24 protein-coding genes are annotated in these 23793 nt (G+C 66.4%); 18 read left to right on the top strand and 6 right to left on the bottom strand.

Annotation, left to right across the window (positions count from 1 at the left end; genetic code table 11):
* On the top strand, positions 1 to 336 hold a 336-nt coding region (ribH, locus tag ON44_RS19535; RefSeq protein WP_040692089.1), incomplete at its 5' end, for a 6,7-dimethyl-8-ribityllumazine synthase.
* A gap of 3 nt (positions 337 to 339) precedes the next feature.
* Positions 340 to 840, top strand: a complete 501-nt coding sequence (locus tag ON44_RS19530; RefSeq protein ID WP_051182200.1) for a PH domain-containing protein — start codon at positions 340 to 342, stop codon at positions 838 to 840.
* A 187-nt stretch (positions 841 to 1027) separates the two neighbouring features.
* On the opposite strand, the gene ON44_RS19525 is transcribed toward ON44_RS19530, so the two are convergent.
* Positions 1028 to 2980 carry a gamma-glutamyltransferase family protein gene (locus ON44_RS19525; protein WP_040692088.1) on the bottom strand — a complete coding sequence of 651 codons (1953 nt, stop codon included), beginning with the start codon at positions 2978 to 2980 and terminating at the stop codon, positions 1028 to 1030.
* A 199-nt stretch (positions 2981 to 3179) separates the two neighbouring features.
* Here ON44_RS19525 and ON44_RS19520 point away from each other — a divergent pair, with 199 nt between their 5' ends.
* Positions 3180 to 3863, top strand: coding sequence for an HAD family hydrolase (locus ON44_RS19520; protein WP_040692087.1), 684 nt, complete (start codon positions 3180 to 3182; stop codon positions 3861 to 3863).
* Between the two features lie 118 nt (positions 3864 to 3981).
* Positions 3982 to 4419, top strand: coding sequence for a hypothetical protein (locus ON44_RS19515; protein ID WP_040692086.1), 438 nt, complete (start codon positions 3982 to 3984; stop codon positions 4417 to 4419).
* A gap of 10 nt (positions 4420 to 4429) precedes the next feature.
* Here ON44_RS19515 and ON44_RS19510 read toward each other — a convergent pair whose 3' ends face one another.
* Positions 4430 to 5434 carry a bile acid:sodium symporter family protein gene (locus ON44_RS19510; RefSeq protein WP_040692094.1) on the bottom strand — a complete coding sequence of 335 codons (1005 nt, stop codon included), beginning with the start codon at positions 5432 to 5434 and terminating at the stop codon, positions 4430 to 4432.
* A gap of 83 nt (positions 5435 to 5517) precedes the next feature.
* Between ON44_RS19510 and ON44_RS19505 the strand changes: the two genes are divergently transcribed.
* The 8 genes from ON44_RS19505 to tpiA all read left to right on the top strand — a co-directional run bounded on the left by ON44_RS19505 (position 5518) and on the right by tpiA (position 14897).
* A complete protein-coding gene (locus tag ON44_RS19505; RefSeq protein ID WP_040692084.1) occupies positions 5518 to 6363 on the top strand; it encodes a LysR family transcriptional regulator in 846 nt (281 codons plus the stop codon).
* Positions 6364 to 6408: 45 nt separating this feature from the next.
* The gene (gene uvrC, locus ON44_RS19500) at positions 6409 to 8433 is read left to right on the top strand and encodes an excinuclease ABC subunit UvrC (protein WP_040692083.1); all 2025 of its coding nucleotides are present in this window, start codon (positions 6409 to 6411) and stop codon (positions 8431 to 8433) included.
* 83 nt (positions 8434 to 8516) lie between these two features.
* Positions 8517 to 9521, top strand: a complete 1005-nt coding sequence (gene rapZ, locus ON44_RS19495; protein WP_040692081.1) for an RNase adapter RapZ — start codon at positions 8517 to 8519, stop codon at positions 9519 to 9521.
* Positions 9518 to 10564: a gluconeogenesis factor YvcK family protein gene (locus tag ON44_RS19490; protein ID WP_040692079.1), complete on the top strand. Its 1047-nt coding sequence runs from the start codon at positions 9518 to 9520 to the stop codon at positions 10562 to 10564. Before rapZ ends, ON44_RS19490 begins: the two co-directional genes overlap by 4 nt.
* Positions 10555 to 11538 carry a DNA-binding protein WhiA gene (whiA, locus tag ON44_RS19485; RefSeq protein ID WP_040692075.1) on the top strand — a complete coding sequence of 328 codons (984 nt, stop codon included), beginning with the start codon at positions 10555 to 10557 and terminating at the stop codon, positions 11536 to 11538. Before ON44_RS19490 ends, whiA begins: the two co-directional genes overlap by 10 nt.
* A 330-nt stretch (positions 11539 to 11868) precedes the next feature.
* On the top strand, positions 11869 to 12888 hold the full coding sequence (gene gap, locus ON44_RS19480) for a type I glyceraldehyde-3-phosphate dehydrogenase (protein WP_040692071.1): 1020 nt from the start codon (positions 11869 to 11871) through the stop codon (positions 12886 to 12888).
* A gap of 5 nt (positions 12889 to 12893) precedes the next feature.
* Positions 12894 to 14108, top strand: coding sequence for a phosphoglycerate kinase (locus ON44_RS52655; RefSeq protein ID WP_040692070.1), 1215 nt, complete (start codon positions 12894 to 12896; stop codon positions 14106 to 14108).
* A 3-nt stretch (positions 14109 to 14111) separates the two neighbouring features.
* The gene (tpiA, locus tag ON44_RS52650; protein WP_040692066.1) at positions 14112 to 14897 is read left to right on the top strand and encodes a triose-phosphate isomerase; all 786 of its coding nucleotides are present in this window, start codon (positions 14112 to 14114) and stop codon (positions 14895 to 14897) included.
* Between the two features lie 153 nt (positions 14898 to 15050).
* Here tpiA and ON44_RS19465 read toward each other — a convergent pair whose 3' ends face one another.
* Both ON44_RS19465 and ON44_RS19460 read right to left on the bottom strand, forming a co-directional pair.
* Complete coding sequence (locus tag ON44_RS19465; protein WP_040692064.1) at positions 15051 to 15569, bottom strand: hypothetical protein; 519 nt, start codon at positions 15567 to 15569, stop codon at positions 15051 to 15053.
* Between the two features lie 2 nt (positions 15570 to 15571).
* Complete coding sequence (locus ON44_RS19460; RefSeq protein ID WP_040692093.1) at positions 15572 to 16366, bottom strand: META domain-containing protein; 795 nt, start codon at positions 16364 to 16366, stop codon at positions 15572 to 15574.
* A 159-nt stretch (positions 16367 to 16525) separates the two neighbouring features.
* Between ON44_RS19460 and ON44_RS19455 the strand changes: the two genes are divergently transcribed.
* From ON44_RS19455 to secG, 4 genes are read left to right on the top strand one after another with little or no spacing between them, the layout of a single operon-like run.
* Entirely contained in the window at positions 16526 to 17347 is an 822-nt protein-coding gene (locus ON44_RS19455) for a hypothetical protein (RefSeq protein ID WP_157187223.1), read from the top strand.
* A complete protein-coding gene (locus ON44_RS19450) occupies positions 17344 to 17976 on the top strand; it encodes a hypothetical protein (protein WP_157187222.1) in 633 nt (210 codons plus the stop codon). The genes ON44_RS19455 and ON44_RS19450 overlap by 4 nt, the downstream gene beginning before the upstream one ends.
* Positions 17977 to 18025: 49 nt before the next feature.
* Positions 18026 to 19636 (top strand): MFS transporter, encoded by a 1611-nt coding sequence (locus ON44_RS19445; RefSeq protein WP_083897999.1) that lies wholly within the window; start codon positions 18026 to 18028, stop codon positions 19634 to 19636.
* A 58-nt stretch (positions 19637 to 19694) separates the two neighbouring features.
* Positions 19695 to 19928 (top strand): preprotein translocase subunit SecG, encoded by a 234-nt coding sequence (secG, locus tag ON44_RS19440; protein WP_040692092.1) that lies wholly within the window; start codon positions 19695 to 19697, stop codon positions 19926 to 19928.
* On the opposite strand, the gene ON44_RS19435 is transcribed toward secG, so the two are convergent.
* Positions 19915 to 21048 (bottom strand): YbfB/YjiJ family MFS transporter, encoded by a 1134-nt coding sequence (locus ON44_RS19435; RefSeq protein WP_245567231.1) that lies wholly within the window; start codon positions 21046 to 21048, stop codon positions 19915 to 19917. The two genes, secG and ON44_RS19435, sit on opposite strands and share 14 nt — an antisense overlap.
* 70 nt (positions 21049 to 21118) lie before the next feature.
* On the opposite strand from ON44_RS19435, the gene ON44_RS19430 reads away from it, so the two are divergent.
* Complete coding sequence (locus ON44_RS19430) at positions 21119 to 21952, top strand: LysR family transcriptional regulator (protein WP_040692055.1); 834 nt, start codon at positions 21119 to 21121, stop codon at positions 21950 to 21952.
* A 3-nt stretch (positions 21953 to 21955) separates the two neighbouring features.
* Here ON44_RS19430 and ON44_RS19425 read toward each other — a convergent pair whose 3' ends face one another.
* Positions 21956 to 22804 carry an SDR family NAD(P)-dependent oxidoreductase gene (locus ON44_RS19425; protein ID WP_040692054.1) on the bottom strand — a complete coding sequence of 283 codons (849 nt, stop codon included), beginning with the start codon at positions 22802 to 22804 and terminating at the stop codon, positions 21956 to 21958.
* Positions 22805 to 22858: 54 nt separating this feature from the next.
* On the opposite strand from ON44_RS19425, the gene ON44_RS19420 reads away from it, so the two are divergent.
* On the top strand, positions 22859 to 23793 hold a 935-nt coding region (locus tag ON44_RS19420), incomplete at its 3' end, for an alpha/beta fold hydrolase (RefSeq protein ID WP_040692052.1).

Below are 23793 nucleotides of genomic sequence, written 5' to 3'. Positions count from 1 at the left end.
GTCGAGCACATCACCGTGGTCCGGTGCGCGGGTGCGATGGAACTTCCGGTGGTCGCTCAGGAATTGGCCCGCTCACATGACGCGGTGGTCGCGCTCGGTGTGGTGATCCGCGGTGGCACACCGCATTTCGAATACGTCTGTGATGCGGTGACCGCCGGTCTCACCCGGGTGTCGCTCGATGCGGGTACGCCCGTGGCCAACGGCGTGCTGACCACCAATAACGAGGCGGAGGCGCTGGACAGGGCCGGATTGCCGGGCTCCGCCGAGAACAAGGGCGAACAGGCCGCCGCGGCAGCGCTCGATGCCGCGCTGACGCTGCGCGCTCTGCGGCCGTAGACCATGCCGGTCGTTCGCATCTGGCGTAGAGGCTCGGCCGCGGCTGCCGAATCGGGCTCCGGCGAGTGGGAGCTCGAGGTGCGGCCGCATCGTGCGGTGCGGACCGCATGGACCGTGGCGGTGCTGCTCGTCGCCGGTTTCACCGCGGGCGGCATCCTGTTGCGCCACGGTTCGACCGGTGTGAACTTCCGCCTCGCGGACCAGTTCGCGATGATCGGCATCGGCGTGCTCGGTGCGGCGGCGGTACTCCTGTTGACCCGCCCGCGCGTCCGTGTCGGCAAGCGCGGCATCTCGGTGCGGAACATTCTGGGTGACACCGAATTCCCCTGGGAGTACATCCGCGGCGTCTCCTTCCCGGACCGAAAGTCCTGGGCCCGCCTCGAACTGGTCGATGACGACTACGTCCCCCTCATGGCAATCCGCTCCAACGACAAGCAACGCGCCGTCCAGGCCCTGGATGAGCTGCGCGCACTCGGCGCGAAATACACCGCCACCGAGGAGTAGTCGCCAGCCGGATGTCAGCATGTCGCCGAGGCATTCGCTGACGATCCGTTCACGACCTCCTGCTGGCCGATGGCGGTCCGCCGCCGAAATGCGTTTCCGCTGTTCTGAGATTCGCGCAGGGCGACCCGGCGCTCGGCGGCGGCCGGTGCTCTATCCGATGCTGCAGACCGGATAGAGCAGCCGCAGGTTAGCGGGTGTCGCCGAGGACGGCGCCTTCGCGTCTGGGATCCGCACCGCCGATCCAGCCTTCGGTACCGTCACGTTGCAGTGCGCTGAGGCCGCTGGATTGGGGGGCGACCGAGACCTGGTGGCCGAGTTGGCGCAGGCGTAGGACCAGTGGATCGTGATCGCCGTTGTCGGTGGCGTTGATGGCGGGATGTTCGCCGCCTACGCCGGTGGCCGGACTGTTTCCGGCGCCGAAGGCGACCGCGGAGACCGCCTGCTGCGGGTCCAGGCCCCAATCCAGCACACCGACAAGGGCTTTCACGACGAACTGGATGATCACCGAACCGCCGGGGGAGCCGGCGACCTGGGTCAGATCGCCGCGGGAGCCGTCGGCATTGTGGTCGAAGACCAGGGTCGGGCTCATCGAACTGCGTGGCCGCTTACCCGGCTGCACGCGATTGGCGACAGGGGCGCCGTCGGTGCCGAGCGGATCGGCGGAGAAGTCGGTGAGCTGGTTGTTCAGCACGAATCCGTCGACGAGATGGAACGATCCGAAGGCCGATTCGACCGTGGTGGTCATCGAGGCGGCATTGCCGTACTTATCGACGACCGAGATATGGCTGGTGCCGTGCTCGGGCGGCTGCGGGCCGACACCGAGTGGCACCGGGCCGAAATCGCCCGGCTGCGCGGTGCCCATGCTGTGGCCGGGATCGATGAGACCGGCGCGCTGCTTCAGATAGTCCTTGTTCAGCAGGGTCTGCGGTGAATTACCCGGCAGCGGAATGAAATCCGTATCGGCGACGTACTTGTTCCGGTCGGCGTAGGCGAGCCGCTCGGCCTCCGAGATCAGATGCACCGCTTCGGCCTTCGGCTTGCCGCCGTTGCGGTCGATAGTGTCCGGCTTCAGCGCGGACAGGTCGAAGTTCTCCAGAATGCCGAGGGTGGCCGCGACGGTGATGCCGCCCGAGGACGGGCTCGGCATACCGCAGATCTCGTGCGTGCGGTAGTTCGTGCAGAGCGCGGTCCGCTTCTTGGCCTGATATCCGGCGAGGTCGTTGACGGTGACGAGGCTCGGGGTGCGCCCGCCCGCAGTGGATCCGGCCGCGTCGACGATGTCGTGGGCGATAGCGCCGGTGTAGAAGGCATTCGCGCCGTCGGTGGCAATCGCGTTCAAGGTCTTGGACATTGCCGGGTTGGTCAGTAAGGTGTCGGCCCGTTTCGGGGTGCCGTCCGGATTGAGGAAGTAGGCCTTCGCGGACTCGTCCACCGCGAGATCCTTGGCGGATTCGGCGATCTGACCGGCCAGGCGCGGACTGATCGGGAAGCCGCGATCGGCCAGTCCGATGGCCGGGTCGAACAGGTCACGCCAAGCGGTCTTGCCGTGGTCGCGATGCGCCAGCTCCAGCATGCGCAAGACGCCGGGCACGCCGATCGAGCGTCCGCTCGCACGGGCACTCGGCTTCGGCTCGGTCCGATCGGTATCGCTGACCCAGCGCAGATAATTCTCGGTCGCCGCCGCCGGGGCGATCTCCCGACCGTCGTACGCCTCCACGCTCTTGCTGGCCGCGTCGTAATAGAGCATGAACGAGCCACCACCGATGCCGGAGGCCTGCGGCTCCACCAACCCGAGCACCATCTGCGCCGCGATGAGGGCATCCGCGGCCGTGCCGCCGTTGCTCAGCACCTCGCAGGCGGCCTTGGTGGAGACCGGGTTGGCCGTGGACACCGCGTAGGTCTTGGTGCGCACGGCCGTCATATCGGACCGGTAGCCGGTCGCGATCTCGGGATTGGTGCTCAGATCCTTGGTCGCGCCTGGAGTCGCGCCCGCTGAGGTCGCGACCACCGGGGTTCCGTTCGGCGTCGCACTACACGCCGCGTTCGCCGGTGTGTCGTCGGATGAACATCCGCTGACAACGCCGACGATGAGCGTGAGCGCCGCCGCGGCGCTGACCCAGGTTCTTCGCGTGCCACTCATGGACCGCACTGTATCGCCGATCGGCGAGCGTCGCGTGAAATCCGACGCTGTGGGCTCCCAGAGCTGGTGAGTTCGGCGAAAACGGTTAGCGGGCAATTGCATTGAGCGCCAGATTCGGTGCGGGATTCTCAGCGGAATTGGCGCTGAAGCCAATCCGCTCGCCCTTAAGGACAACCGTCGCGATCGGTAGGCTGGCCCAGTGGCGATCGAGGCAGTTCTTTTCGACTTCTCCGGCACGCTGTTCCGGCTGGAACCCGATGAAACCTGGGCCGATATGGTCGGGACCGATGGCAAACCCCTGAACCGGTCGCAGCAGGACGCGATCCTGGATCGGATGACGCGGCCGGTCGGCGACGGTGCGGTCTTCGACGCCGAGGGCCGGCTCGCATGGGAGCGGCGGGATCTGGATCCGGCAATGCATCGCGCGGCCTATCGTGAGTTGATGCGACAAGCCGGGGTGCCGACACCGGCGCTGGTCGAGCGACTCTACGACTGGATGCTCGACCCGCTGGCGTGGACGCCGTATCCGGACACCGGTGCCGTCCTGAAAACCCTGGCGGCACAGGGTATCCCGGTCGCTGTGGTGAGCAATATCGCCTTCGATATCCGTCCGGCGTTCGCCGCCAACGGTTGGGATCGGCTCGTCGCCGCGCACACGCTGTCGTTCGAAGTCGGTGCGGTGAAGCCGGATCCGCGGATCTTCCTGGCCGCGGTGGAACAACTCGGCGTGCGTCCCGAATCGGCGCTCATGGTCGGCGACAGTGCCGAGGCCGATGGCGGCGCGGTCGCGGCGGGCTGCGGTTTCGCGCTGGTCGATCCGTTGCCGACGGTGGAGCGCGCCGAAGGGCTGCTCGAGGTACTGCGGCGGCACGGATTGGCGTAATGTCCAGTATGTGACCTGCGACACACTCTGCTGTTCTTGAATGCCGATGTCCCCGAACTGAATTAGCTTGCTGTGACGCACACCACATCGTGGTGCGCAAGCTCGACGGGGAGTGGCCATGGATGAAGCCGAGGCATATTTCGAATCGTCGGCAGTGCGGACGGCGCGGCCGGTCGGCCTGCCCGAATCCGTCCGCGATGCCAGAGAGGCCGCATTGGGACTCGCGGGCTTCGGCCTCGCGTATCCGGTCGTCATGGGTCTGATCGCCGGGGACGAGGCGGCCAGATCCGCGGCCCTGCAATTCGGCTGTAGTTGGGTGCTCGGCCTCGCGGTGCTGGGCCTCGGCCGTGGGCCGCGGGTGCGCCGCGTCGCGATCGTTTCGGTCATGCTGCAGTCCGTCGCGGTACTTAGGATGCACGTCGAGGCTGTCCCGGATTTGGCCCGGCTGGTCGTCGTCCTCTTCACACTGGGCGCATCGGCGACGATCCTTTACCAGCTGTCGCATCCGGAAGCCAAGGCGTGGTTCGATATTCGGGTTGCCGACGCCGAGTGGTGAACAGCTCGGATCAGGCGGGTTGTGCGGATGGCTCGGCTGTCGCGATATCGGACTGTGCTGATCGCGCGTAGCGCTGAGCGAGCACAGTGCAGGTCAGCAACTGGATCTGGTGGAAGATCATGAGCGGCAACACGATCAAGCCGACCGGATGTCCCGCGAACAGGACCGAGGCCATGGGGAGACCGGTGGCCAAGCTCTTCTTCGAACCGCAGAACACGGTGACGATCTGATCGGGGCGGGCGAAACCCAGGAGGCGACTGCCGAAGGTGGTAATCGTCAGGACTACGGCGAGAATGCCCGCGCACACCGCGGCGATTGCCAGTAGCGCCCGCGGCGAAATGCCGCTCCAGATGTGTTCCACCATGCCCGCGCTGAAGGCGGCATAGACGACGAGATAGACCGAACCGCGATCGACAGCCCTGGTCACCGTGGCATGCCGCAGCAGCCAGGTCATCCGGGGACGCAAGAGTTGGCCCGCCAGGAACGGCAGCAGCAACTGAACGACGATCGCGAGGATCGCGGTGGGGGAGACGGTCGCGTTGCCGGTGGTGTCCATCAGCAGCATGACCAGTAACGGGGTCGCGAAGACGCCGATCAGATTCGACAGCGACGCGCTGACCACCGCGCCCGCCACATTCCCGCGGGCAATCGAGGTGAAGGCGATCGATGACTGCACGGTCGACGGCACCAGACACAGGAACAGCACGCCGGTGTAGAGATCGTCGGTCAGCACCGATGGCACCAGCCGATGCAGCGCCAGCCCGATCATCGGGAAGATCAGATAGGTCACCGCCAGCACCGTCGAATGCAACCGCCAATGCCGCAATCCTGCGAGTGCCTCACGAGGCTCGAGCCGGGCGCCGTAGAGCAGGAACAGCACACCGATCGCGATCTTGGTGATCCAGTCGAGCGTATCGGCCGCGACACCCCGGGCGGGCAACAGCGCGGCCACCGCGACGCTGGCCAGGATGCCGAGCATGAACGCATCGATCCGGAGTTTGGCGAGAAACTTCACCAGTCGACCGTACGACTCGGCCAATTGAACGCGAAAGGCGTTCAGAACGATATCTGTAAACGCAAACGGTGATAATTGGGGGTGTGTTCGAACCCGAACTGCTGCGCACCTTCCTTGCGGTCGAGCGCGCGGGCGGATTCACCGCCGCCGGCCGCATCCTCGGCCTGCGTCAGTCCACTATCAGCGGCCACATCGCCCGCTTGGAGAAGGCCGTAGGGCGCGAATTGTTCCGCCGCGATACGCGCAATCTCGCGCTGACCGCCGACGGCGCGGCCATGGTCGGCTTCGCCCGCACCATCCTCGACGCGCAGGGCCAGGCCGAGCGCTACTTCTCCGGATCCACCCTCACCGGCCTGATCCGGCTCGGCGCCTCCGATGACGTGATGGCCCGCGAACTTCCCGACGTACTCCTGGAATTCCAGCGCACCCATCCGGGGGTCGATCTGGAACTCACCGTCGGCCTGAGCGAAAACCTCAAAACCCGCATGGAGACCGGTGAACTCGACCTGGTGGTCGGCAAACGCCTGCCCGGTGAACGGCACGGCGAACTGTTGTGGCGTGACCGTCTGGTGTGGGCGGGCCGTTCGGCCACAACGGAATTCGACGATCCGGTCCCGCTGGTGACCTATCCGCCACCCAGCCTCACCCGCCGCATCGCACTGCGGGCTCTCGAACGCGACGCCCGCACCTGGCGCGTGACCTGTACCAGCGACAGCCAGCTCGGCTTGCGCGCTGCGGTCCTCGCCGGCCTCGGCGTCATCGTGCATGCCGAAACCCTGATCCCGGACGGTCTGCGCGTGCTCGCCGACCCGCGACTTCCGGTGCTCGGCGACCTCGAATTCGTGCTGATGCGGCGGCGTACGACCCTGTCCGCGCCGGAGCAGGCGCTGTGCGACGCGATCATCGCCAGTGCCCGCCGCTTCGGCTGAGCGGCCCCTGCCGATGTGTCGGAGCCGGTCGATAGGCTTGGATTCGTGGCAGATCCCGCGACCTACCGGCCGAAGCCGGGCACGATTCCCGTTGAACCCGGTGTCTACAAATTCCGGGACGCGCACGGGCGTGTGATCTATGTCGGCAAGGCCAAGAGCCTGCGCAGCAGGTTGAATTCGTACTTCGCCGATGTGGCGTCGCTGCATCCGCGGACCAAGCAGATGGTCACGACGGCCGCCAGCGTCGAATGGACCGTGGTCTCCACCGAGGTGGAAGCCCTTCAGCTGGAATACAACTGGATCAAGGAGTTCGATCCGCGATTCAACGTGCGGTATCGGGACGACAAGTCCTATCCGGTGCTGGCGGTCACCTTGAACGAGGAGTACCCGCGGCTGTTCGTCTATCGCGGCGCGCGCAAGAAGGGGGTGCGGTACTTCGGGCCGTACGCGCACGCCTGGGCCATTCGGGAAACCCTGGATCTGCTGCTGCGGGTCTTCCCCGCGCGCACCTGCTCCAACGGAGTCTTCAAGCGGCACAACCAGATCGGGCGGCCTTGTCTGCTCGGCTATATCGACAAATGCTCGGCCCCGTGCATCGGCCGCGTCGATGCCGACGAGCATCGCCGGATCGTCGAGGACTTCTGCGACTTCCTGGCCGGGCGCACCGATCGCATGGTGCGCGACTTGGAGCGCCGGATGCACGACGCCGCCGAGGACCTGGACTTCGAAACCGCCGCCCGGCTCCGCGACGACGTTCAGGCGCTGCGGCGGGCACTGGAGAAGCAGGCCGTCGTCCTCGGCACCGGCACCGACGCCGATGTGGTCGCCTTCGCCATCGATGAGCTCGAGGTGGCGGTGCAGATCTTCCACGTCCGCGACGGCCGGGTGCGCGGTCAGCGCGGCTGGGTGGTCGACAAATCCGGCGACGCCATCGACGGGCAGGAGGCCGGCGGCGAGGTCGCCGCACTGGTCGAGCAGTTCCTCACCCAGTTCTACGGCGAGCAGGCCGCACAGGGTGAGGCCGAACACGACGAGGCCGACCAACCGGCCACCGCGGTGCCGCGCGAGGTGCTGGTGCCGGAACTGCCCGCCGATGCCGAACAGGTGGAGGAATGGCTGAGCAAACTGCGCGGCTCGGCGGTGCGGCTGCGGGTGCCGCAGCGCGGTGACAAGAAGGCGCTCGCCGAAACCGTGCAGCGCAATGCGATGGAGGCGCTGGCCCAGCACAAACTCAAGCGCGCGGGCGATCTGACCTCGAGATCCGCTGCACTGCAAGACATTCAAGATGCCCTCGATCTGGACAGCGCGCCGCTACGAATCGAGTGTGTGGATATCAGCCACGTGCAGGGCACCGATGTGGTGGCTTCGCTGGTCGTGTTCGAGGACGGCCTGCCGCGCAAGTCCGAGTATCGCCACTACGCGATCAAAGAGGCCGCGGGTGAGGGCCGCTCCGACGATGTCGGCAGTATCGCGGAGGTGACCAGACGGCGGTTCTATCGTCTGCGCCGCGAGCGGGACGAGCTGGAGGCCGAGGAGCTGACCGCTGGTCAGGAAAACGGACACGTAGACGACGACCTCGAACTCACTTCCCGCCCCGGCATCGACCCACGCACCGGCCGCCCGCGCAAATTCGCCTACCCGCCCAATCTCTACGTGGTCGACGGCGGCGCACCCCAGGTCGCGGCCGCCGCGGAGGTCCTCGACGAACTCGGCATCACCGATGTCGCGGTGATCGGTCTGGCCAAACGGCTGGAGGAGGTGTGGGTGCCGGGGGAGAGCGATCCGGTGATCATGCCGCGCAACAGTGAGTCGCTGTATCTGCTGCAACGGGTGCGCGACGAAGCACACCGCTTCGCCATCACCTTCCACCGCAGCAAACGCTCCCGTCGGATGACCGCGTCCGCACTGGACTCGGTGCGCGGCCTCGGCGAGTCCCGCCGGACCGCGCTCGTCACCCACTTCGGGTCGGTTGCCAAACTGAAGGAGGCTACGGTCGAGCAGATCACCGAGGTGCCCGGCATCGGTGTGGCGACCGCGAAGGCCGTTTTGGCCGCATTGCGGGAGGAATAAGACACCTACGTTGTGTGTCTGCGCCCGATACCGGAAACGGTGCGGGATGATCGACAGGCACCCTGACACAGATCCGGTAGGACATGACACGCGTCGAATCGAACAACAGTGCGGGCAGCCCGCGGTCGACCGCTGGGCGGACCGGCCCCGCGGGCACCCTCGGCGCACCTGTCGAACGTGGCGACGGCAACCCGGCGCAGCCAAAGGTCGAGGTGGTCATCGTGACCGGCCTATCCGGCGCGGGTCGCGGTACCGCGGCCCGTGTACTCGAAGATCTCGGCTGGTATGTCACCGATAACCTGCCGCCCGAGCTGATCGGGCGGATGGTCGAACTCGGCGCCTCCGCCGAACCACCGATCCGCAGGCTCGCACTGGTCATGGACGTGCGCAGCCGCTTCTTCACCGGCGATCTTTCGGCCGTCACCGATCAGCTGCGCTCCGCGGGCGTGCCGACCAGGATCCTGTTCCTCGAGGCGTCCGATGACGTGCTGATCCGGCGCTTCGGCTTCGCCCGCCGGCGCCACCCGCTGCAGAGCGAAAGCGCGGACGGTACGCTCTCGGCGGGCATCGCAGCCGAACGGATCCGCCTCTCCGCCGTGAAAACGGCGGCCGACCTGGTGATCGACACGACCGAACTCTCGATCCACCAGCTGCACCGCAAGCTGGAGGAGGCCTACGGCGGCGGCGCGCCCACCGCACTGCAGCTGACGGTGCAGTCGTTCGGATTCAAGTATGGGGTTCCACTCGATGCGGACATGGTGTTGGATGTGCGTTTTCTACCCAATCCGCATTGGATACCGGAACTTCGGGAACATTCGGGACAGGAGACCGTGGTCAGCGAGTATGTATTGTCGCGTCCCGGCGCGGCCGATTACTTGAGCACCTGCCATCACCTGGTCGACCTGACGACGAATGGTTACCGCCAAGAGGGGAAGCGATACATGACGGTGGCAGTGGGCTGCACCGGAGGTAAACACCGCAGCGTGGCGATAGCCGAGGCGCTCGGCGAACTGATCGGCTCGGAGACGGAGAAATCCGGCCCGGCCGATGTCGTGCGTGTTGTGCATCGGGATCTGGGGCGCGAATGACGGGGTGGGAATCGGATCCCGCCATAGTTGCGCTCGGTGGCGGGCACGGGCTGTACGCGACGCTCACCGCGGTGCGGCGGCTGACCAGAAAGATCAGTGCGGTGGTGACCGTCGCCGATGACGGCGGGTCATCGGGCAGACTGCGCGCCGAACTCGGTGTGCCACCGCCCGGCGATCTGCGCATGGCCCTCGCGGCGCTCGCCGCGGACAGTGACGATGTGTGGACGCGCACCGTGCAGCATCGCTTCGGCGGCACCGGCGCGCTGGCCGGACATTCGGTCGGCAATCTGATCCTCGCGGGACTGACCGAGGTGCTCGGCGATCCGGTCGCCGCGCTCGACGAGGTCGCCAAGATGTTGCGAATCACCGGACGGGTGCTGCCGATGTCGCCCATCGCCCTCGATATCGAGGCGGATGTTTCTGGGCTGGAAGCGGATCCGCGGGTGAGCCGCTGCATCCGTGGTCAGGTCGCCATCGCGACGACACCGGGCAAGGTGCGGCGGGTGCGGCTGATTCCGTCCGATCCGCCCGCCAGTCCGGAGGCGACCTCGGCCATCGAACACGCCGATGTCGTTGTGCTCGGCCCTGGTTCCTGGTTCACCAGCGTGATTCCGCATGTGCTCGTGCCCGAATTGCGTGACGCGCTGGTCTATACCAGAGCACGCAAGGTTCTGGTGCTGAATCTGGCTGCGGAGCCCGGAGAAACGGCGGGTTTCTCCGCGGAACGCCATCTACATGTATTGTCCCAGCACGCACCGGAATTCGTGGTCGACGAGGTACTGGTCGATTCCGGGTCGGTGCCGGAGGGTCGCGAAAGAGAACATGTGGCCAGGGCTGCCGAACAATTGCGGGCGCGAGTAACCTTCTCCGATGTCGCCGAAGCGGGAACCGACCGGCATCACCCCGGAAAGCTTGCCGCCGCACTGGATCAGCTGATCCGGCAACCTCGGCCACACATGGCAGGGCTTCGAGTCGAGGGACGGCACATGGGTCAGGATGTGCGTTCCGGGTTGGGTGGAAAGGAGCGCGTCTCGTGGCGATGACAGCCGAAGTGAAGGACGAGCTGAGCAGGCTCACAGTCTCGCAGGTGAGTTCTCGCAAGGCGGAATTGTCTGCGCTGCTGCGGTTTGCGGGCGGCCTGCACATCGTCGGCGGGCGGGTGATAGTCGAGGCCGAGGTGGATATGGGTTCCATCGCGCGCCGGCTACGGCGCGAGATCTTCGAGCTGTACGGCTACGGCTCCGATGTGCACGTGCTCGGCGCGGGCGGTTTGCGCAAGACCTCGCGCTATGTGGTGCGGGTGTCCAAGGAGGGCGAGGCGCTGGCCAGACAGACCGGCCTGCTCGATGTGCGCGGCCGTCCGGTGCGCGGTCTGCCCGCGCAGGTGGTCGGCGGCAGCATCGGCGATGCCGAAGCCGCTTGGCGCGGAGCGTTTCTCGCGCACGGCTCGCTGACCGAACCGGGTCGCTCCTCGGCGCTCGAGGTCAGCTGCCCCGGTCCGGAGGCCGCGCTGGCACTCGTCGGTGCGGCGCGTCGGCTCGGCATCACCGCCAAGGCGCGTGAGGTGCGCGGCACCGATCGGGTCGTGGTGCGCGACGGTGAGGCCATCGGCGCACTGCTGACCCGGATGGGTGCGCAGGACACCCGGATCGTCTGGGAGGAGCGCAGGCTGCGCCGCGAGGTGCGGGCCACGGCGAACCGCCTGGCCAATTTCGACGACGCCAACCTGCGCCGATCGGCCCGTGCCGCGGTCGCCGCCGCCGCGAGAGTCGAACGTGCACTGGAGATTCTGGGCGACGAGGTGCCCGACCATTTGGCCGCGGCGGGCAAGCTGCGCGTGCAGCACCGCCAGGCGTCACTGGAGGAACTCGGCCAGCTCGCTGATCCGCCGATGACGAAAGACGCTGTGGCAGGCCGAATTCGACGGCTGCTGTCGATGGCGGACCGCCGGGCCAAGGAGTTGGGCGTACCCGATACCGAATCGGCCGTTACCGCCGAACTGCTAGACGAAGCGTGAGGCGAATCGCCGTCCGGATGGGCGGCGATTCGTATTTTCCGAGGCCGGGCTGTCCACCCGGCTTACGGTCCGAGGTCCGGCGCGCAGGCCGTCGCGGCCGCGCGTGTCGGACCTGCTCGGGCCGCATCCGGCCGGGGTGGGCACCGGGTTCCATGGTGACCCGAAACAAGGGTGTGGACGGCGGATTAGTGCGCTGAAACCACACGTGCGGGCGTCTGCGCAGGTCCCGCGTCCTCACGAATGCGAGGTACGTGTCGGAGAGAGTACGGCCGGGCACTAGTGTGGTGATGGCATCGGAATGAATCCGCTTGAAAGCTGAGGAGCGATAACGTGACTGTCCGGGTTGGCATCAACGGCTTCGGCCGTATCGGACGTAACTTCTTCCGGGCGGTGGAGGCGCAGAAGGCGCTCGGCACCACCGACATCGAGATCGTCGCGGTCAACGACCTCACCGACAACGCGACCCTCGCGACGCTGCTGAAGTACGACTCGATCCTCGGCCGCCTGCCGCAGGACGTGTCGCTGGACGGCGACGACACCATCGTCGTCGGCGAGCAGCGGATCAAGGCGCTGGCCATCAAGGAGGGCCCGGCCGCCCTGCCGTGGGGTGACCTGGGTGTCGACGTGGTCGTCGAATCCACCGGCATCTTCACCGACGCGACCAAGGCCAAGGGCCACATCGCCGCCGGCGCCAAGAAGGTCATCATCTCCGCGCCCGCCAAGGGCGAGGACCTGACCGTCGTCATGGGCGTCAACGACGACAAGTACGACGGCAGCCAGAACATCATCTCCAACGCCTCCTGCACCACCAACTGCCTCGGCCCGCTGGCGAAGGTCCTCAACGACGAGTTCGGCATCGTCAAGGGTCTGATGACCACCATCCACGCCTACACCCAGGACCAGAACCTGCAGGACGGCCCGCACAAGGATCTGCGCCGCGCCCGCGCTGCCGCGCTGAACATCGTGCCGACCAGCACCGGCGCCGCCAAGGCCATCGGCCTCGTGCTGCCCGAGCTGAACGGCAAGCTGGACGGCTATTCGCTGCGCGTCCCGATCCCCACCGGTTCGATCACCGACCTGACCGCGGATCTGGCCAAGAAGGCCACGGTCGAGGAGATCAACGCCGCGTTCAAGGCCGCCGCCGAGGGCCCGCTCAAGGGCATCCTGAAGTACAGCGTGGACCCGATCGTGTCCAGCGATATCGTCACCGACCCGCACTCGTCGATCTTCGACGCGCCGCTGACCAAGGTCATCGACGACCAGGTGAAGGTGTACTCCTGGTACGACAACGAGTGGGGCTACTCCAACCGCCTGGCCGACCTCATCGGCCTCGTCGGCAAGTCGCTCTGACGCGCATGGCAGTCAAGACACTCCAGGACCTGCTGAGCGAGGGTGTCGAGGGTCGGGGCGTACTCGTGCGCTCCGACCTGAACGTCCCCCTCGACGAGAACGGCGAGATCACCGATCCGGGGCGCATCATCGCCTCGGTGCCGACGCTGAAGGCACTGGTCGAGGCCGGTGCGAAGGTGGTCGTCACGGCGCATCTCGGCCGTCCGAAGGGTGAGCCGGATCCGAAATTCTCCCTTGCCCCGGTCGCGGTGAAGTTGGCCGAGCTGCTCGGCCGCAATGTCCAGCTGGCCGGTGACGTCGTCGGCTACGACGCGTTGTCGCGCTCGGAGGGCCTGACCGACGGCGATGTACTGCTGCTGGAGAACGTGCGCTTCGATCCGCGTGAGACCAGCAAGGACGATGGCGAACGGGCCAAGCTGGCCGCCGCCCTGGTCGAGTTGGTCGGCGATGATGGCGCGTTCGTCTCCGACGGCTTCGGTGTGGTGCACCGCAAGCAAGCTTCGGTCTACGACGTGGCCAAGCTGCTGCCGCATTACGCGGGCACGCTGGTCGCCGCCGAGGTCGAGGTGCTGGCCAAGCTGACCGAGAACTCGGAGCGCCCGTACGCGGTCGTGCTCGGCGGCTCCAAGGTCTCCGACAAGCTGGCCGTCATCGAGGCACTCGCACCCAAGGTCGACACCCTGGTGATCGGCGGCGGCATGTGCTTCACCTTCCTTGCCGCACAGGGCCTTTCGGTCGGTGGCTCGCTGCTGCAGGAGGAGATGATCGAGACCTGTAAGGGCCTGCTGGAGCGCTACGCGGATGTCATCCACCTGCCGCGCGATATCGTCGTCGCGGATAAGTTCGCGGCCGACGCGGATTCGAAGGTGGTGCCCGCCCACGAGATTCCGGACGGCTGGCTCGGATTGGATGTCGGTCCCGAGTCGGTGGACCGGTTCGCGGTACTGCTCACCGAGGCGAAGACGGTGTTCTGGAACGGCCCGATGGGCGTATTCGAGTTCGAGAACTTCGCCGCGGGTACCCGCGGTGTCGCCGAGGCGATCGTGACCGCGACGGGCAAGGGTGCCTTCACCGTTGTCGGCGGTGGCGATTCGGCCGCGGCCGTGCGCGCGCTCGGCCTGCCCGAGGACGGTTTCTCGCACATCTCCACCGGTGGCGGGGCATCCCTGGAATACCTCGAGGGCAAGGAACTGCCCGGTATCGCGGTACTGGAGGACTGAACCATGGCACGCAAACCGCTCATCGCGGGCAACTGGAAGATGAACCTCAACCACCTCGAGGCCATCGCCCTGGTGCAGAAGATCGCCTTCGCCCTGCCGGAGAAGTACTTCGCCAAGGTCGACGTCGCGGTGATTCCGCCGTTCACCGATATCCGCAGCGTGCAGACCCTTGTCGAGGGTGACAAGCTGCTGCTCACCTATGGTGCGCAGGATGTGTCGACCCACGACGAGGGCGCATACACCGGTGAGATCAGCGCCGCCATGCTGTCCAAGCTGGGTTGCACCTTCGCGGTCGTCGGCCATTCGGAGCGGCGGCAGTACCACTCCGAGGACGACGCCACCGTGCTGGCCAAGACCAAGCAGGCGCTGAAGTACGGGATCACCCCGATCGTGTGCATCGGCGAGGGTCTCAATGTCCGCGAGGCGAAGACCCACGTCGAGTACAACCTCGAGCAGTTGCGTGGCTCGCTCAAAGGTCTGACGGCCGAAGAGATTTCGAAGATCGTCATCGCCTACGAGCCGGTTTGGGCCATCGGCACCGGTAAGGTCGCCACCCCCGCCGACGCGCAGGAAGTCTGCGGTGCGATTCGCGCGGAACTCGTCGAACTGGCCTCGGCCGAGGTCGCGGCGGGTGTGCGGGTGCTCTACGGCGGTTCGGTGAATGCCAAGAACGTCGGCGAGTTGGTCGCGCAGACCGATATCGACGGCGCGCTTGTCGGCGGTGCGTCGCTCAAGGGCGACGAATTCGCCACACTGTCCGCGATTGCCGCGGGTGGTCCGCTGCCCTGACGGGTGAATGTTCGAATCAGCCCGGTAGCACGCCCGATCGCGTGTTGCCGGGCTGATTCGCGTCGGGCCTTCCCGCTCGGGGTGAGGCATGCCGTGCCAGGGAGCCGTAGCGAATTTACGGACCGGGTGATCCTGACGCGGAAGTAGTCGGGATCAGAGGTGGTTCACTATGAAACCGCTGGCGGTGAGCGCCAGCTCCAAAGGTTCGTCGTGCGGGTCCATCGAGACTTCGGCGGTTCGCACGTCCGGATAGTGCACATGTAATCGATACAGGGTGCCGCGCAGGAGGTGGGCGAGTTCTGCGGGCTGCTTGGTGGCGTGCACGATGTACAGCCTGGCTGTGGTATCGGAGATGCCGACCGAGCATTCGGCCAGGAGTGCGCCGTCGGGGTCGATAAAACCCAAAGTGAAGGTGGTGTGCAGGAATTCGTCGCGCGCGGCGAGTAGCGCGGTGACGGTATCCATATCCGAGCCGCCGTTTTCGGTGCGGCGGATGCGGCCCGCGGCGGTGTAGAGCTCGGCGTAGCGGACGAGGGTTACCGGGGACGGCGGCGCGGGCAGCTTCTCGATGTGGGCGGACGGAAGATCCGGCCACGGACCGATCTCGGTATGCCAGGTGCGTTTGCGGTCCGGGTGACGGAGATCCGGTGTGCGGGAGGCGTTTTGGTCCACGGCTAGGCCGCGCGCAGGGTCAGGCCGAAGCCGTTGGTATTGCGCAGGATCAGACTGTCCGCGTCGATGGTCGCCGTTGTCTTGCCGTCGAGGGCCTTCAGCACCGCCTGCTCGACCTCCATGATCTCCGGCGCGCACGCCATCTTCGTGGTGCCGATCTGGAACGTGACGTCCGGGCCGTTGGCGGTGGGCGATGCGGTGGCGTGACCGGTCATGCGATTGCATCCGGCGCTTCCGGCGACCCCGCCGTCCGCCGCGATGGCGAGCGTCGGCTTCACATCGTCCAGCGTCTGGGAACGGATCTGCGCATCGGGCGTCATCAGGGCGGAGACGATCCATGTCGTGCCGATGAGCGGTTTATCGGGTTGAGCGACCTTCCTGTCCAGCAACGTGACCGTTGTTTCCTGTCCGGTCAGCGTCAGTGTCGAATCGTCGACCCGCCATTTGGGTAGCGACGTCAGCACTTTGTCCTGCCAGCTATCGGCCTGGCTGCGCTCATCCGGACAGGCCATCAGGGTGCTCGAGAGCGTGCCGATATGGAGGATCCCATCGGTCAGATCCACCGTGCCATCGGCGGTATTGCAGCCGGAGTTCGCCGAGATCTTGCCATCGGCGAAGGTGAGCGTCATCGGTCCGCCGCCCGGAATCTGCTGCCCCTCGACCCCGATCGAGACAAATGTGCGCCCCATCGGCGACCCCGCCGGTTTGTTCTCCTTCTCATCGTCCCCCGAACACCCGGCCAGCAGACCGGCCGCCATAGCCAGAAGAATCCCGACGCGCACCGTTGTAGCCGACATGTAGCCGATGGTACGGCCGTTGCCCCTGGAAACCGCGCAAATCACCTGGCCGTTGGGCAGGTGCGACCGTCGAAACAGGTAGTGGGTTACTCGTGTCGGTGTGCGGGGGTGGGCACAGACTTGATTCCGGAACACGGATCGCTGCTCGGAGAGGTAGCTATGGGAAGCGAGGCACGAGCGTTCCTTGTCGCGGTGGCCGCAGTGGCCGCGGCGGGTGTGCTCGGCGTGGTGGCGGTACCGCTGGCGGTGTCGGCGCCTACGACAACCTCACCAACGCCGACCACCGGACAGGCGGGGCCGTGCACTACGGCTCGCACGGCGGTGGGGGAGTCTTGTCCGCGTCCCGATCCCACTTTCAACGTTTCGCCGACCCGCGCGGAACGCGGCACACAGATCGCGGTGAACGGCAGTTATTGGCCGTGTACCGTGATCCGGCTTACCCCGAGCTGGTCCGGTTCGCCGCAGAACGCGTCGGTCTCCCAGGGGGCGTTCGCCACGTCCATTGCCGTGTCCAATCAGGCCGCAACCGGCCCTCAGACGATCAGCGCCGCGTGTGGCGAGGCATCTGCAGTCCGGCAGATCACGATCGACCCTCGCTCCGGCACGACCACCACCACGACCACCAAGCCGATCACGACGACCTCCACACAAGCAGCTGTCGCGACATCCGACACGCCGACCGCAGGGTCAGCGGTGGACAATCCGCAGCGGGGCAACCACTTCGGTGCAGTGCTGGGACTCGGCTTATTCCTCCTCGCCGTCGGTGTGGCGACACTCGTACTGCGCCAGCGGCGTAAGGCAGCCGATCGGTCGCGCGCGTACCACCGTGATCCGCGCCCGCCGTTGGTACGCGTGCAGGTGGCCGGGGGCCTGCGGCCGTCGATTCGTATTCGGGAATTCATGCGCCCCACTGTTCCGGCTGTTCGGGTTCGGCTGAGTGTCGGTGAGCCGCAGCTGCACATCAGGGAGGTTTCGCGATGACGAGGCCGATATCGATCACGGCTCGGGCGGTGTTGTTCGGGCAGGTGGCGCGTGAGGTCGTCGAGGGGGAGTTGGCCGAGCGCCTGGGCGCGAGCGGTATCGAGCAACTGGCTTTGCGCAGAACACCGGTCGTTACCGAGGTCCTGCGGTCGGCGGTGCTGCGTGAGGTGGCCAGGGCGGTGGACGGGTTGCTCGAGCTCGATCTCGGCGGGGTCGCGGTCGCGGGTTGGCGTCGCTACCAGCGGCTGCACAGTGCGGCGATGCGAACCCGCGCGGGCGGAGTCGAGCAGGTCGAGTTGTTCGAACACGAGGTCACTCGGAGCTACTGTCCGCGCCTGGAGGTCACCGTCGACGGCAGCCAGGTGGGCGAATTCGAGCTCGAACTCTGTGTCACGGTGCTGGTTCGACCACTCGTGGCAACCGTTCGTGATGGCATGCTGGCGGCGTTGGGGCCTGGTGACTGCACTGTGACGGTCTCGATCGGCGCACCGGAAGTCGGGCCGATCATCGAGCGTGAACATCCGATCCCGCTGGCGACCATGGTCGATCTGCGGCGGCCGATCCAGCTCGTCGACCACCAGTCGCTCCGGCCCGCCGCCGCACCGACCCGAGCCGTGCCGAGGTCGTAGTCACCCGATTCGCACCAATGGCGAACGGCACGTACTTCGACCCGTCGCTATGCTCGGGCCAGTGACCACTGCCGATGCGACGACACCTTTATCCACCTGGGCGCCGTTACGGTCGCGAATCTATCGGGCGCTCTGGATCGCGCAGTTGGTCTCGAATCTCGGTACCTGGATGCAAACCGTTGGGGCGCAGTGGATTCTGGTCGATGCGCCCAATGCTGCGACGTTGGTGGCATTCGTGCAGACGGCGACGACATTGCCGGTGATGCTGTTGTCGATTCCGTCGGGGGTGTTGGCGGATCTGTTGGATCGGCGCAGGTTGTTGGTCGGGGCGCAGTCGGCGATGGCGGTGTTGGCGGCGGTGCTCGCGGTGTCGACGGCGACCGGGCACACTACTCCGGGCGTGCTGTTGACGTTGCTGTTCCTGCTCGGGTGCGGGCAGGCGTTGACGGCGCCGTCTTGGCAGGCGATTCAGCCGGAACTCGTTGCACGCGAACAGATTCCGTCCGCCGCGGCGCTGGGCAGCATGAATATCAACATCGGGCGCGCGGTCGGACCCGCCATCGCGGGCGTACTGGTCTCGGTGTCCGGGCCGACGCTGGTGTTCGCGCTGAACGCGGTGTCGTTCGTCGGCATCGTGACGGTGCTGCTCAGCTGGCGAAGACCGGCGAAGGAACGGAAGCTGCCCAGTGAACGTCCGCTGGCGGCGCTGCAGGCGGGCACCCGGTTCATTCGCGCCGCGCCCGCGATCCGGCGGGTGCTGTTGCGCTCGATTCTGTTCATAGCGCCGGCGAGCGCGGTGTGGGCGCTGCTTCCGGTCATCGCCCGCGACGAACTCGGCTTGTCCTCATCGGGCTACGGCCTGCTGCTCGGCGCACTCGGGCTCGGCGCGGTGACAGGTGCGGTCGGCTTGGGTCGGGTCCGTGCTCTGCTGACACCCACGCAGCGCTTGACCGCGGCCGCGGTTCTATTCGGCATCGCCTCGGCGGGTGCGGCGGTCCTGCACAGTGTGCCGGTGGTGCTGGTGCTGCTGGTCGGGGCCGGATTCGCCTGGCTGCTCGCGATGTCGACGATGAACTCGACTATGCAGTTGTTGCTGCCCGCATGGGTGCGGGCGCGCGGGCTGTCGGTGTACATGCTGGTGTTCATGGGCGGCCAGGCACTCGGTTCGCTGGTGTGGGGTCTGGTCGCGGGTGCGGTGGGGCCGGTGACCGCACTGCTGGCGGCCGCGGTGCTGTTGGCAGGCTCCGCGCTGAGTTCGGTCTGGCTGCCGATCCGCCACAATGCGGAGGAATTGGATCTGAGCCCGAGTGCCTTCTGGCCGGAACCGCAGCTCGTGGTCGAACCGGATCCCGAGGACGGCCCGGTGCTGGTGTTGCGCACCTACGATGTCCCGCCGGAGAAGCTCGACGAATTCCTGGCCGCGATGGTGTTCGTCGGACGGTCCATGCAGCGCACCGGCGCGATGGAATGGCGGCTGTATCGCGATGTCGGGGTGGTCGATCGCTATGTCGAGGCATTCGTGGTGCGTTCCTGGTCCGAGCATATGCACCAGCATCAGGTGCGGCTCACCGCCCAGGACCAACTGCGCGAACGCGCCGTCGCGGAGTTCATGATCGGCCAGGACACCACCACGCACTTGGTCGCGGTGGACACACCGTAGGTCGCGTCGAGCCGGGGTGATTATGCGGGTACCGGCGCGCACCCATAGACTGTCCGGCATGCGGATGTTCCTGGATATCCTCCTGATCGTCACCAGCGTGCTGCTGGTGCTGCTGGTGCTGCTGCACCGCGCCAAGGGTGGAGGTCTGTCCAGCTTGTTTGGTGGCGGCGTGCAGTCCAGCCTGTCGGGTTCGACTGTCGTCGAGAAGAATCTCGACCGCATCACCATCTTCACCGGCATGATCTGGCTCATCGCCATCCTCGGCATCGGCCTGGAGATCAAGTTCGCTTGAGTTGCCTGGCGACGATGACGGCAGCCGCTGTCGCCGCCGCCAGCACGAGGGTCGCGATCACGAAAGCCATCGCATAGCCGTCGCCGATTACCGGTGCGACGACCAGGGGACCCAGCATCTGCCCGGCGCCGTAGCCTGCGGTGAGTGTGGCCGCGGCCCGATGGTCGGTCAATTCGGTGCCGATCTGGATCGCGAGCATGCAGATACCCATGAACGTCCCGCCGAACAGCGCCGCCGCGATAACCGCCGACCACATGGTCGTCGACCAGGCGAGCAGGGCCGACGCCGCGCACTGCGCGAGTAGCCCGAAGACCAGGGCGGTCGTCGGTGTCCAGCGATGTGCGGCAATGCTCCAGAGCACCGCCGGTGCGGCGGCCGCGCCGACGATCACCCACATCGCCGAGCCCACGGTCGCGTTGTGTGCGCCGACGGCGGCGACCAAGAAGGTGCCGATCACGATATAGCCGACGCCTTCGAGCGAGTAGGAGATGAGCAGCGCGCGCCAAGCCGTGCTTTTACGTTTCGCATGGACCACCTCGGTACTCCGCCCGCTGTGAATATCCAGTCGGAAGCCGGGCAGCAGTAGTAAGGCGGTCAGTCCGGCGGCACCGAGCCACAGGCCCTGCCAGGACAAGACCGGCTGCGCGGCCAGCGCGAGCAATCCGGTGAGCGCGATACCGAAGCCGACCCCGCCGAAGGCGATGCCCGCAGCGTGCGGGCGGCCACCGAGTCGAGCGATCGCGCCCGCGCAGCCGACGAAGATCACCGCGCTGGCCAAGCCCGCGATCAATCGAAGCAGGGCGGGGATCACGGTCGGGCCGGGCAATGCGACCAATGCTTCGCTGACCACCAGGACCACAGCCGAAGTGCGAAAAATATTGCGGCTGTTCATATCCGGACGACGCGCGAGCAGCACCGCGCCCGCGAGATAGCCCGCATAGTTGGCGGCGGCGATGAGCGCGCCATCGTGGGCATCGATGCGGTGCGCGTCCACCATCGCGGGCAGCAGCGGTGTGTAGGCGAAGCGCCCGACACCGACGGCGCCTGCGAGGCCCGCGCCTGCGGCGAGCGCCGGTGCCAGGGTGCGGCGCGGGGTGTCGAGGAGAGCTGATGCGGTCACAAGATCCGACGGTATGGTCCGTTGACAAGTCTGTGAAATGCTTTCTGTGCACGATGTATACGCTCGACGCATGGATATCGAGGTGCGGCACCTGCGGGCATACGTCGTGCTCTGCGAGGAAGCGAACTACACCCGCGCCGCCGCCCGGTTGCACCTCAGCCAGCCCGCGCTGACCCGAACCATCCAGCAGTTGGAGCGCCTGGTCGAATGCCGGTTGATCGAGCGCACGTCCCGGCGCTTCGAGCTGACCGACGAGGGAGCCGAGCTGCTCGAACACAGCAGACGCATCATCGGCGATATCGAGACCGTCCAGGCGGATCTGCGCATGCGCGCCACGATCGAGGTCGGTTTCTCTTGGCTGCTGCCCGATGCCTGGTTCGCCGCGATCCGCACTCGCTACGAGGCGCTTGGCGGCCGGATTTCGCTACGTCGCGTGGAGGATCCGATGGCGGCACTCGACGATCGCTCGATCGATATCGCCATCCACCGCAACGATATCTGGCTGCCGCACCATCTCGAATCTCGCGAAATAGGTTCGGAGCAGCGGGTTCTGGCGGTTTCAGTGCATTCGCCGCTGGCAAGTGCGGTCGAGGTGCGCTGGGCCGATCTCGCACACTTTCCGCTGGTGGCCAATACCGTTTCCGGCACCACCAATGCCGAATCATGGGACGCACCCGATCCGAATCGCACCGTTATCACCTGCACGAATTTCGACGAATGGATCGAACTCGTCGCGGCGGAACGCGGTATCGGGATAGTGCCGGTGCTGGCGCGCACTCGGGCACCGCATCCGGGCGTGGTCTATGTCGACATCGTGGATGCGCCGCGGTCGCATATCTATCTGACCTGGCGGGTCAAGCCGACGCCGTTGCGATCGGTGCAGCGCTTCCTGATGCTGGTCTGAATCTCAGTCGTTGCGCGGGATGCGGCCGTCGACGTCGGTGAAACCGTACTCTTCGGCGAGATCCGCTATGCGCCAAGCCGATCCGGAGCGCTGGCTGCGGTCCGGATCGGCGGCCAGTGCGACGACGGCACGGCCCGGAAAGTGGGGGGATTCGGCGTTGTCGAGGTCGTAGGTACCCTCACCGGGCAGCGTGACGACGCGGCGGCCGTCCTTATCGCGTGGAACCATTTGCAGCAGTTCGGTATCGACGATTCCGGGCCACAGTGAGACCACCGTGACGCCCGACTCGGCGAGATCGTCGGCCATATCCGAGGTGAGCCGGTCCAGCGCGGCCTTGGCGACGCCGTACACCGCGTTGTGCATATAGCGCTCGGCGCCGGGGGAGGAGATATTGGCGATCAGGCCCGCCGATTCGATCAGCAGGGGGGCCGCGAAAACGCTTGCGACGTAATGTGATCGGAGGCCGACGTCGAATGTCTCATCCCAGGCCTGCGGCGGCACCTCCCAGAACGGTTTGCCCAGCCAACGCGCGGCAGCGGGGGCGTTGTAGACGTTGTTCACCAGTACATCGAGTCGTCCGTGCTCGTTGCGGATCCGCTCGAATAGTCGCTCGACCGCATCGTCGTCGCGGTGATCGCAGACGACCGGAACCCCGACGCCGCCGAGCAGGTCGATCTCGGCCGCGGTCGCGTGCACGGTCCCCGGCAGGCGTCCCGGCACAGCCGAGCGCCCGGTGACGAAGACGGTGGCCCCCGCCGCACCCAACTCCAGCGCGATGCCCTTGCCGATGCCGCGGCTCGCGCCGGTCACCACTGCGACCCGGCCGCCTAGAACCTGAGGTATTCCGTTCACGATCCCGGGACATTACCGTGAAACAAGAACGCGTTCTAGCTATTGGAGGCCGTAGTGGAATTGATCCATCGGTTCGTTACGAGCAACGGCATTCGCATGCATGTCGCCGAGCAGGGCGAGGGGCATCCGGTGATCTTCTGCCACGGCTTTCCGCATACCTGGTTCATGTGGCATCGCCAGCTCGCGGCCGTCGCCGCAGCGGGCTACCGGGCCGTGGCGCCGGATTTGCGTGGATATGGGCGTACGGATGTGCCTACCGATATCGGGGACTACACCAACCGCGCCGTTATCGGCGATCTGCTCGGCCTACTCGATGACATGGACGCCGAGCAGGCGGTCTTCGTCGGCTTGGATTTCGGGGCCGCGCTGGTGTGGGAGTTGGCGTTGCGCGCGCCGGAGCGGGTGAGTGGTGTCATCGTGCTCAATAATCCGTTCGCCCCTCGCCCGCCGCGCGCGCCATCGCAGCTGTGGGCAAAGGCTGCTCAGCGTCACTTCCTGCATCTGGACTATTTCCAGAGGCCTGGCCTGGCCGATGCCGAACTGGGCGGCCGCACAAGGGAATTCCTGGCTCGCGTCTACTTCTCGCTCAGCGCCGACTACCACTATCTCGACACCTGGCGCTTCCCGGCCGAGGGCACCGGCTACCTCGACGTTCTCCCCGAAGCCCCGCTGCTGCCGTGGCGGTGGCTCTCCGTCGCCGAATTCGACACCCTGGCACAGGATTTCGAGCGCACCGGTTTCACCGGCGGTCTCAACTGGTACCGCGTGCTCGATCGGAATTGGGAACTCACCGCCGAATTCGCCGACGCCGAGATCTCCGTTCCGACGTATTTCCTCTACGGCGACCGAGATCCGGATATGGAGGGCTTCAGCGGCCGCGACCCGCTAGCAACTCTCCGAGCCAACGTTCCCGATCTGCGCGCCGTCACCAAGATCGCGGACGCGGGTCACCTCGTGCAGTTGGAACGCACCGACGAGGTCAACGCTCT

It is taken from the genome of Nocardia vinacea NBRC 16497 (genome assembly GCF_000308835.1).
GTDB classification, from domain to species: domain Bacteria; phylum Actinomycetota; class Actinomycetes; order Mycobacteriales; family Mycobacteriaceae; genus Nocardia; species Nocardia vinacea.
This window is presented reverse-complemented; position numbering and strand designations above follow the sequence as displayed.

Bases quoted from the DNA above. Each gene is read 5' to 3' on its own strand.
- ON44_RS19445 (WP_083897999.1), top strand. From the start codon at position 18,026: ATGCTCGGGCCAGTGACCACTGCCGATGCGACGACACCTTTATCCACC.
- rapZ (WP_040692081.1), top strand. From the start codon at position 8,517: ATGACACGCGTCGAATCGAACAACAGTGCGGGCAGCCCGCGGTCGACC.
- ON44_RS19430 (WP_040692055.1), top strand. From the start codon at position 21,119: ATGGATATCGAGGTGCGGCACCTGCGGGCATACGTCGTGCTCTGCGAG.
- ON44_RS19455 (WP_157187223.1), top strand. From the start codon at position 16,526: ATGGGAAGCGAGGCACGAGCGTTCCTTGTCGCGGTGGCCGCAGTGGCC.
- ON44_RS19490 (WP_040692079.1), top strand. From the start codon at position 9,518: ATGACGGGGTGGGAATCGGATCCCGCCATAGTTGCGCTCGGTGGCGGG.
- tpiA (WP_040692066.1), top strand. From the start codon at position 14,112: ATGGCACGCAAACCGCTCATCGCGGGCAACTGGAAGATGAACCTCAAC.
- ON44_RS19450 (WP_157187222.1), top strand. From the start codon at position 17,344: ATGACGAGGCCGATATCGATCACGGCTCGGGCGGTGTTGTTCGGGCAG.
- secG (WP_040692092.1), top strand. From the start codon at position 19,695: ATGCGGATGTTCCTGGATATCCTCCTGATCGTCACCAGCGTGCTGCTG.
- ON44_RS52655 (WP_040692070.1), top strand. From the start codon at position 12,894: ATGGCAGTCAAGACACTCCAGGACCTGCTGAGCGAGGGTGTCGAGGGT.
- ON44_RS19530 (WP_051182200.1), top strand. From the start codon at position 340: ATGCCGGTCGTTCGCATCTGGCGTAGAGGCTCGGCCGCGGCTGCCGAA.
- ON44_RS19460 (WP_040692093.1), bottom strand. From the start codon at position 16,366: ATGTCGGCTACAACGGTGCGCGTCGGGATTCTTCTGGCTATGGCGGCC.
- ON44_RS19515 (WP_040692086.1), top strand. From the start codon at position 3,982: ATGGATGAAGCCGAGGCATATTTCGAATCGTCGGCAGTGCGGACGGCG.
- ON44_RS19525 (WP_040692088.1), bottom strand. From the start codon at position 2,980: ATGAGTGGCACGCGAAGAACCTGGGTCAGCGCCGCGGCGGCGCTCACG.